This window comes from Bacteroides sp. HMSC067B03, from assembly GCF_001811315.1.
GTDB classification, from domain to species: domain Bacteria; phylum Bacteroidota; class Bacteroidia; order Bacteroidales; family Bacteroidaceae; genus Bacteroides; species Bacteroides faecis.
Genome location: NZ_KV804348.1, coordinates 1 through 7,979, shown reverse-complemented (window position 1 = coordinate 7,979; position 7,979 = coordinate 1). Strand labels below are relative to the sequence as shown.

At 42.8% G+C, this 7,979-nt stretch carries 8 protein-coding genes; 7 read left to right on the top strand and 1 reads right to left on the bottom strand.

Features of this window, described 5'->3' with window-relative positions; all coding sequences use genetic code 11:
* Window positions 1-233 precede the first annotated feature (233 nt).
* The 7 genes from HMPREF2794_RS10930 to HMPREF2794_RS10900 all read left to right on the top strand — a co-directional run bounded on the left by HMPREF2794_RS10930 (window position 234) and on the right by HMPREF2794_RS10900 (window position 6,211).
* Window positions 234-677 (top strand): hypothetical protein, encoded by a 444-nt coding sequence (locus HMPREF2794_RS10930; protein ID WP_010535535.1) that lies wholly within the window; start codon window positions 234-236, stop codon window positions 675-677.
* 156 nt (window positions 678-833) lie between these two features.
* The gene (locus HMPREF2794_RS10925) at window positions 834-1,631 is read left to right on the top strand and encodes a MotA/TolQ/ExbB proton channel family protein (protein WP_010535534.1); all 798 of its coding nucleotides are present in this window, start codon (window positions 834-836) and stop codon (window positions 1,629-1,631) included.
* Window positions 1,632-1,660: 29 nt separating this feature from the next.
* On the top strand, window positions 1,661-2,266 hold the full coding sequence (locus HMPREF2794_RS10920) for an ExbD/TolR family protein (RefSeq protein WP_010535533.1): 606 nt from the start codon (window positions 1,661-1,663) through the stop codon (window positions 2,264-2,266).
* Window positions 2,267-2,281: 15 nt separating this feature from the next.
* Complete coding sequence (locus HMPREF2794_RS10915; protein WP_010535532.1) at window positions 2,282-2,938, top strand: ExbD/TolR family protein; 657 nt, start codon at window positions 2,282-2,284, stop codon at window positions 2,936-2,938.
* A gap of 26 nt (window positions 2,939-2,964) precedes the next feature.
* Window positions 2,965-3,777: an energy transducer TonB gene (locus HMPREF2794_RS10910; RefSeq protein ID WP_010535531.1), complete on the top strand. Its 813-nt coding sequence runs from the start codon at window positions 2,965-2,967 to the stop codon at window positions 3,775-3,777.
* A 1-nt stretch (window position 3,778) separates the two neighbouring features.
* Entirely contained in the window at window positions 3,779-4,723 is a 945-nt protein-coding gene (locus HMPREF2794_RS10905) for a PstS family phosphate ABC transporter substrate-binding protein (protein ID WP_032836523.1), read from the top strand.
* Between the two features lie 21 nt (window positions 4,724-4,744).
* Window positions 4,745-6,211 carry a tetratricopeptide repeat protein gene (locus HMPREF2794_RS10900; RefSeq protein ID WP_029425047.1) on the top strand — a complete coding sequence of 489 codons (1,467 nt, stop codon included), beginning with the start codon at window positions 4,745-4,747 and terminating at the stop codon, window positions 6,209-6,211.
* A gap of 91 nt (window positions 6,212-6,302) precedes the next feature.
* Here HMPREF2794_RS10900 and HMPREF2794_RS10895 read toward each other — a convergent pair whose 3' ends face one another.
* Window positions 6,303-7,940 carry an alpha-galactosidase gene (locus HMPREF2794_RS10895; protein ID WP_070751519.1) on the bottom strand — a complete coding sequence of 546 codons (1,638 nt, stop codon included), beginning with the start codon at window positions 7,938-7,940 and terminating at the stop codon, window positions 6,303-6,305.
* Between the last annotated feature and the right edge of the window lie 39 nt (window positions 7,941-7,979).

The window sequence follows — 7,979 nt, the reverse complement described above, 5'->3', positions numbered from 1 at the left end:
ACCTGGAGGGCTTTCTTGTTTTTGATACCTTAGGAATATCCCTTATTTATCTATAAACGTCTTTTAACACATAAAACTCCAAAACATGGGAACAAAACACTTTGTACATTGTTTCAATAATAGAGTCAAAGTTTTATGCTTAAATGATGTGAATAACGACAAACGAATATATTTAATTACTAAATTTGTCGCCGAAATGCGAGAATTCGATATAAACAACTGAAATAAATATCATGAAAGGTTCTGTGAGATTCATATTAGCGCTTGTTCTGCTGATGCTATCATATAGTATGGGTGGAAATGCTATGGATATCACTTCATGTGTTTCTAAGAGTGAAAGCTCTTGCCAGTTGTCGGAATCGAACGCCGATACCAACTCTAATTCTTCATTTAAGACCCGTTCGTTGGGTTTTGACAGATCATCCCAGTCTTTGTCTATTTCCGACGTAGAATTGGGCTTTAAATCAGTTACAGAAACATCTTCTAATAATTATCGTCTGCGTAGAATCATCGAAGCGAATGATTCTCTTAAAGACGTTATGCATAAGTTTTTCTTGTTAAGAGAAAACTCACTTGTATTAGATCAAAGTAAATCCTATTACTCGGATAAGGATCCACATTACTCCATTATCTGTAGCGACTACTATGTGTTCGCTCTAAGACGTATCCTTATTTAGTTTATTACTATTCCCATCTTATTTACTTTTCGTACCCTGTATGAAGCTGTGTGACTTTCCTTCTCTTGAAAAGTCACAGGGTCTATAGCGCAGTGTATCTAATCATTTGAAATTTTCTAAATAACTAAAATTAATATCTTAACAAAAAAACTTATTATGGAAACTACTAAAAAGTCTCAGATCGTAGGCATAAAGAATGCCGGTATTGTAATCATCTGCTGTTTCATCGTGGCGGTGTGTATTTATCAGTTCCTGTTGGGAAATCCGTCTAACTTTATGAACAATGATCCTAACAACCATCCATTGAACATGTTGGGTACTATTTACAAAGGTGGTGTTATTGTGCCTGTTATTCAGACACTGTTGTTAACTGTACTCGCTTTGAGTATTGAACGCTATTTTGCGCTTCGTTCTGCTTTCGGTAAAGGTTCGTTGGCTAAATTTGTAGCTAACATCAAGGAAGCCCTGGCTACCGGTGACCTCAAAAAAGCACAAGAAATCTGTGACCAACAACGCGGTTCTGTTGCCAATGTAGTTACTGCTACTTTGCGCAAGTATGAAGAAATGGAAAAGAACACAGCTCTTCCTAAAGAACAAAAGCTGCTGGCTATCCAGAAAGAACTGGAAGAAGCAACTGCTCTGGAAATGCCTATGATGCAGCAGAATCTTCCGATTATCGCTACTATCACCACTTTGGGAACATTGATGGGATTGCTCGGTACTGTAATTGGTATGATCCGTTCATTTGCCGCATTGTCTGCCGGTGGTGGTGCTGACTCTATGGCTTTGTCACAAGGTATCTCTGAAGCCTTGATCAATACGGCTTTCGGTATCTTGACAGGTGCGCTGGCTGTTATTTCTTACAACTACTACACTAACAAAATTGATAAATTGACTTACGGACTCGATGAAGTCGGATTCTCTATCGTGCAGACTTTTGCAGCTACTCATTAATTTGGCGAACCCTTTAAAATCTATTAATCATGGGTAGAGCGAAAATTAAAAAGAAAGATACGTTCATAGATATGACAGCTATGAGTGACGTAACTGTATTGCTTCTGACTTTCTTTATGTTGACATCAACATTTGTGAAGAAGGAACCTGTACAAGTTACTACTCCGGCCTCCGTATCGGAAATCAAGATTCCGGAGACGAATGTACTCCAGATTCTGGTTGATCCGGAAGGAAAAATATTTATGAGCCTCGACAAGCAGCAGGATATGCAGGCTGTATTGGAGAGCATGGGTGAAGAGTATGGCATAAAGTTTACTCCGGAGCAGGAAAAGAGGTTTACACTGGCTACTACTTTTGGAGTGCCCATCAGAAGTATGCAGCAATTCCTTGACCTCCCGGAAGACCAGCGGGACAAAGTTCTGAAGAATGAAGGAATTCCGTGCGATAGCACCGATAATCAGTTTAAGTCGTGGGTGCGCAATGCACGTAACGCTAACGCTGATCTCCGAATTGCTATTAAGGCAGATGCTTCCACTCCATACTCAGTGATAAAGAACGTAATGAACTCACTTCAGGATTTGCGGGAGAATCGGTACAATCTGATTACTTCTCTCAAAGCAGAATCTGAAAATTAAAAGGGAGGAAAGACAATGAGTGCTGAAGTACAAGAGAGCAGCGGAAAGAAAAGAGGTAAGGGCAAGCAAAAGAAAATGACTGTCCGGGTAGACTTTACTCCGATGGTGGATATGAACATGTTGCTGATTACTTTCTTTATGCTTTGTACCACGTTGAGCAAGCCTCAGACGATGGAAATAAGCATGCCGAGTAATGACAAAGATATAACTGAACAACAAAAGAGTATGGTGAAAGCTTCTCAGGCAATTACATTATTGCTGGGAGCTGATAATAAGCTCTATTACTATGAGGGAGAACCTAACTATAGGGATTATACTTCATTGAAAGAGACTACTTACGGAGCAAATGGGCTGCGTGCCGTACTTCTTCAGAAAAATGCTGCGGCTGTTAATCAGGTGAGAGCCTTGAAGCAGCAGAAGCTCGATCTGGAGATTACAGATGACGAATACAAAAAGAAGGTTTCCGAAATTAAGAGCGGAAAGGATACACCGACCGTTATTATCAAGGCGACGGATGATGCTTCTTATATGAATCTGATTGACGCATTGGATGAGATGCAGATATGTAACATAGGTAAATATGTGATAACGGATATTGTCGAAGCCGATGAATTCTTGATTAAGAATTACGATGCTAAGGGAGAGCTGTCACAGAACCTGGCTGATAAATGATGTAACACCTAAAAAAAGAAAGTAAAATGGCAAAATTAGATTTAGCTTCTTCGGAATGGTGTCAACAGATTTTTGAAGGCAAGAATCAAGCGTATGGCGCATACAGAATGCGTGCCAATTCACCTAAACGGCATACGGTTGCGATGCTGATTGTGGTGGCGATAGCAATCGTCGGATTTACTATCCCTACGCTGCTTAAGTTGGCAACTCCCGAGCAAAAGGAAGTGATGACAGAGGTTACGACTTTGTCAAAATTGGCAGAACCGGAAATCAAACAGGAAGAGATGAAACGGGTGGAACCGGTTGCACCTCCCCCTCCTGCATTGAAAAGTTCTATTAAGTTTACGGCTCCTGTCATCAAGAAGGATGAAGAGGTGAGCGAAGACGATGAAATCAAGAGTCAGGAAGAATTGACTTCTACCAAAGTGGCTATCTCCATTGCCGACGTAAAAGGTAATGATGAAGTCAACGGAGCTGATATCGCTGACTTGAAACAGGTAGTGACACAAGCAGCCGAACCGGAAAAAGTATTTGATATGGTAGAACAGATGCCGACGTTCCCCGGCGGACAGCAGGAACTGATGGCATATCTGGGAAAAAATATCAAGTATCCGACGATTGCACAGGAGAATGGAACACAAGGTCGCGTTATTATACAGTTTGTGGTAGAGCGTGACGGTACTATTAGCGATGTGCACGTAGCTCGTGGCGTTGATCCTTATCTGGATAAAGAAGCTGTGCGTGTGGTACAAAGCATGCCGAAATGGATTCCGGGTAAACAAAATGGTAAAGCGGTACGTGTGAAATTCACCGTTCCGGTAATGTTTAGATTACAGTAAGATGATGAAGAGACAATTTTGGCTGATAGGAATCGTTTTGTTGGCAGTGTTGAGTGCTTGCCGTTCCAAATCGGATGGACCGACGGATACGTATTCGTCTGGGGTGATATCTATTGCGGCGGATGAAAGTTTTGAGCCTATTATACAGGAAGAAATAGATGTGTTTGAGAGTCTGTATCCTTTGGCTGGAATTGTCCCTCGCTACACGACGGAAGTCGAAGCAATTAATTTACTTCTGAAAGACAGTGTCCGGTTGGCTATTGCGACCCGGACATTGACTGAGGAAGAAATGAATTCCTTCCACAGCCGCAAGTTCTTTCCCCGTGAGATTAAACTGGCCACGGATGGTCTGGCATTGATCGTCAACCGGGGTAATCCGGATTCTTTGTTGAGTGTACGAGATTTCAGCCGTATCCTGACTGGTGAGGCGAAAAACTGGAAAGAGATAAATCCGAATTCTCCACTGAAGAGTATTCAGGTGGTATTCGATAACAAGAACTCCAGCACCGTACGCTATACAATGGATTCCATCTGCGATGGAAAACCACTGGCTACTGACAATGTCAGTGCCTTGAAGACCAATCAGCAGGTGATAAAGTATGTAGCAGAGAACCCCGGAGCAATGGGAGTCATTGGTGTAAACTGGCTGGGTAACCGCAGTGACACCACCAATCTTTCTTTCACCGAGGAAATCAGAGTAATGGCAGTGAGTGCGGAGGATGTAGCTACTCCTGCTAACAGTTATAAGCCTTATCAGGCTTATCTGTATTACGGTAACTATCCATTGGCACGACCAATTTATGCATTACTGAATGATCCTCGCAGTGGGCTGCCTTGGGGATTCGCTTCTTTTATGACATCCGATAAAGGGCAGCGGATTATATTAAAATCTGGACTTGTGCCGGCTACTCAGCCAGTGCGTATTGTCCACGTGAAAGACGAATAATAACTAAAATTAGTGACTATCATGAAAAGAATACAAATGTTTTTAGCTGGAGCGTTTATAGCAGTTGGGTCGCTCTATGCGCAATCATCTGATGCCGAATGGCAGGCAGGAGTTGCCAAATTGAAAGAAATCATTCAGACGAATCCGGCTCAGGCCAATGAGGAAGCTGAACAGTTGATAAAAGGAAAGAATAAAAAGAATGTGGAACTTCTGGTGGCGATCGGTGAGGTATATCTGAAAGCCGGCAAACTTCCGGAAGCACAGGAGTACGCTGCTCTTGCCAAAAAAGCGAATGGTAAATCGGCTCTTGCTTCTGTATTGGAAGGAGATATCGCTTTTGAACAGAAAAATGCAGGTCTGGCATCTCAGAAATATGAAGAGGCTATTTATTTCGATCCGCATTGCACGGAAGCATATCTGAAATATGCAGATACTTATAAATCTGCAAATGCAGACCTTGCTATCGAGAAACTGAATCAGTTGAAAGCACAGGAACCGTCCAACACAGCCGTAGATAAAAAACTAGCCGAAATTTATTACTTAAAGAATGATTTTAGTAAAGCTGTCGAAGCTTATTCGAATTTTGCAATGGGACCGACAGCTACAGAAGAGGATTTGGTGAAGTATGCATTCGCTCTCTTCCTGAATCATGACTTTGAGAAGTCGCTTGAAGTAGCGAATATGGGATTGAAAAAGAATGCTCGTCATGCAGCGTTCAATCGTTTGGCAATGTATAACTATACAGACCTGAAACGCTTTGATGAAGCAATAAAGGCGGCAGACGCTTTCTTTACCCAGTCAGACAAAGCTGATTATTCTTATCTGGACTATATGTATTACGGTCATTTGCTTGATGCTCTGAAGAGATATGACGAAGCTGTAGGCCAATATGAGAAAGCTATACAATTAGATCCGACAAAGACGGACTTATACAAGAATATTTCTACTGCTTACGAGCAGAAGAACGATTATAAAAAGGCAATCAGTGCTTACCAGAAATATTATTCATCCCTTGATAAGGAACACCAGACTCCGGATTTGCAATTCCAGTTTGGCAGACTTTATTACGGTGCAGGTACGCAGACTGATTCGCTGACAATCAATGCTGAAGAGCGCAAACAGGCGCTGATGGCTGCTGATTCTGTTTTTCATACTATTGCAGAAGCAGCACCGGAGAGCTATCTGGGCAATTTTTGGAGAGCACGTGCCAATTCTGCACTTGACCCCGAAACGACTCTTGGATTAGCGAAACCTTTCTATGAGGAAGTTGCTGCTCTGCTGGAAAGCAAGAATGATCCTCATTACAATTCAGCTTTGATTGAGTGCTACAGTTATCTTGGATATTACTATTTGTTGGCTATTGAAAATCCGGCACTGAAAGCGGAAGCGATGGCTAATAAGGAAAAATCCAAAGAATATTGGAGCAAAATTCTGGCTATAGACTCCACTAATGCTACTGCTAAAAGGGCATTGGATGGCATCAAATAGTGAATAATTTTAGTTGTTTGTCGTGACAGGAGGAGTGGAGAGTGATCTTAGCTCCTCCTTTTTTATAGTCACGTTTTACATGATGGGGCTGTTACATTGCTTTGGTTAGTGTGAAGCAGTCGATATCCGGTGCCCAGTTGTAGCTGTTACCCATACGGATATGATTATAACCGGCTTTCAGATCTACAGGAATTGTGATCTGGTTGTGTTTGTCGTCTTCTCCCAGTGAATCCACTTTGGTAACAATGCCATTGACATCTATTTCCAGTTGGCGTCCTTTGCCGAATGAGTAATGAATGGTCATCTCGTAACGTCCGCCGTCTGCGCTATATACTTCCGGCCATTCTGCATAGTTTTCCGGGTGTCCGCCCAAAAATCCTACCTTCATTTTTCCGGAAGCTTCCTGATCGGCAGCATATAGGATGCCTTTCGGGTTTTTGCCGAGATCATTGAACATGGGGAGATAAGCCCATTCCGCTTCATACAATGTCGGTTCCAGACGTGTTTCTCCTTCCATGCGGAGGAACATAGCACTGTGTGCGGGGAGTGTCTGCTCAAAGACATTGGAGAAACTTCCCAGATCACTGCGTTTTGCCAGATCGCGTACTTTCACATTTCCGCTAAATTCAAGTGCCGAGAAAGGTACGGAGAAGCTGCACACGGTGTCCGAAGGATTATAAAGTGCGACAGCACGTACGTTACCACGTTTTTGTTCGATGTCTTTTACCAGTACATAGCCTTCGTTTTCATGCTGCACTACGTATGCCTGCAAGCCCAGCGGGTCTTGATTAAGAGCGATTAATTCTTTGTTGGTTAGCAGTTGAAGGGAAGATTCGGGCAGGCTTTCCAGATTACATCCGATCAACAGAGGCGAACTCATGATACACCACAGGCCGAAGTGGGCTTCTTCTTCTGTCGGGGTAAGTCCGTTTCCGCCTACTTTGCTGTTATTACGGAAACCGATGACCATCATATCCATATCATTATAATGTCCGTCTTTGGCGTAAGCGGACAGATATAGGTTTTTGCCGACTACATATTTCAATGAGCCCCAATGCGCATTGATGTCACCGCTGATACGCCATGAAGTTGCTACATCTTTAGCCCACGTACCGGGGAAAGCCCAGCGGCAGATATTGACAGAGACGTCCTTGTTTACTTTGTCGATACTGTTTCGGATAGAAGTATAGCGTTCTTCTTCATCCAAGCCCAGCAGGTCTCCGCCACAATAGTCTATCTTGATGAAGTCGAATCCCCATTCGTCGAAATAGAGTTGGGCATCCTGTTGTTCATGTCCATGAATGCCGGCTCCTACTCCTGCGTGATCGTTGTCCGCGATAGAGCCGCAGGTGTTGTTACCCGCATCTGTATAAATACCGGCTTTCATGCCAAGGCTATGTATATGGTCGGCGACAGGTTTCATACCGTTCGGAAAGCGACTCTTGTTGGCCTGCATTTTTCCATTGCCGTCCCGTTCGCCAAAATATCCGTCGTCAATGTTGATATAGCGGTATCCCACGTCTTTCAGACCTTTTTTGACCATAAGGTCAGCCTGATTTTTAATAATATCTTCACTGATATCTACCCGGAAAGCATTCCATGAGCTCCAACCCATAATAGGAGGGTTGACCGCTTCTTTACTACCGGACTGGGAAACCTGAGTTTCTGCACAACTAACACATAATAGGGAAACTATCGCTGTGGTTAAGAGGTGGAATCTGTTTTTCATGATGTAATTAGGGATCAATGAATAAATCTGAGGGATGAA